Here is a 1,397-nt window from a genome sequence, read left to right as displayed (position 1 = left end):
GTAGCTGGTTATAATTAAATTAAAAATGGATTTTAGGTTCGATCCCTCCTGCCCCCCTTAATAAGGGGGGCGCCTGACAACTTTCAACACCTACCTACTTACTCTTTTTAACCTGTTCCCTATTCCCTCATCGAAAGCCGACTAGCTTATGACATTTTTCTTATTATTAGTTACTTTCCTATCGCTAATAATTTGGTTATATTTAATCTTAGCCAGGGGACAATTTTGGCTATCTAACCAAAAAATTAATCCCGTCACTTCTCCCTTAACAAATTATCCAAAAGTCTCGGCAATTATCCCCGCACGAAACGAAGCCGACGTTTTACCCATCAGTTTAACCTCCCTCTTTAAACAAGATTATCAAGGCGAATTTTCGATTATTTTAATTGACGATCAAAGCAGTGATGACACGGGGAAAGTTGCCCAAGAAATTGCTGAACAATCTCATAAATCTGGACAAATAACTATTATTTATGGACAGCCTTTAGAGATAGGATGGACGGGTAAATTATGGGCAATGAAACAGGGAATAACAGAGGCTACCGAGACATTTGCACCCGATTATTTTCTCTTCACCGATGCCGATATTGCCCACGCACCAGATAATTTAACCCAATTAGTTACTAAAGCAGTACAGGAAAAACAAGCTTTAGTTTCCCTGATGGTGTTGCTACGCTGTGACAGTTTTTGGGAAAAATTTCTTATTCCTGCCTTTGTTTTTTTCTTCGAGAAACTCTATCCTTTTCCCCTAGTTAATAACCCTAATTCCCCGATAGCAGCCGCCGCCGGGGGGTGCATTTTAATTCGCCGAGATATCCTAGAAAAAATTGGCGGTATTGAGATTCTTAAACAAGCTTTAATTGATGATTGTTCTTTGGCGATTGCGGTTAAAAAATATCTGCAAAATCACCCAGAAAATAACGAGAGTTCCATCTGGTTAGGATTAACAGAAACCACCTATAGTCTCCGTCCCTATCCCGATTTAGCCAGCATTTGGAATATGGTAGCCCGCACCGCATTTACGCAACTAAATTACTCAACACTTTGGTTAATTGGCACAATTTTCGGGATGTTTTTAACCTATTTAGCCGCCCCCTTGGGCTTAATCTGGGGATTGGTCTTAAAAGAAACATCAATTATCATAATTAGCACCGTCACCTTATTACTAATCGCCCTCTCATATAGCCCGACTTTAAGACTATATAAATTATCCCCCCTGCGGGCTTTAACTTTACCACTAATTGCCCTCTTTTATAGTTTAATGACTGTGGATTCTGCCCTGCGTTATTGGCGCGGCCAAGGAGGAGGTTGGAAAGGGCGAGTTTATCCTAATTAGCTGGTTATAATTAAATTAAAAATGGATTTTAGGTTCGATCCCCCCTTAGTCCCCCCTTAAT

General features: G+C 40.2%; 1 protein-coding gene. It reads left to right on the top strand.

All coding sequences use genetic code 11. The features are described from left to right. Nucleotides 1-148: 148 nt before the first annotated feature. Nucleotides 149-1,336 (top strand): glycosyltransferase, encoded by a 1,188-nt coding sequence (locus IQ242_RS24760; RefSeq protein ID WP_193961779.1) that lies wholly within the window; start codon nucleotides 149-151, stop codon nucleotides 1,334-1,336. The last annotated feature ends 61 nt before the right edge of the window (nucleotides 1,337-1,397 follow it).

It is taken from the genome of Microcystis sp. LEGE 08355, from assembly GCF_015207185.1.
GTDB lineage: Bacteria > Cyanobacteriota > Cyanobacteriia > Cyanobacteriales > Microcystaceae > Microcystis > Microcystis panniformis.
The sequence above is the reverse complement of the archived record's forward strand: the minus strand, read 5'-3'. Positions and strand labels throughout refer to the sequence as shown.

What these genes read in the sequence shown, in the direction of transcription:
- IQ242_RS24760 (WP_193961779.1), top strand. Translation starts at nt 149, where the DNA reads ATGACATTTTTCTTATTATTAGTTACTTTCCTATCGCTAATAATTTGG.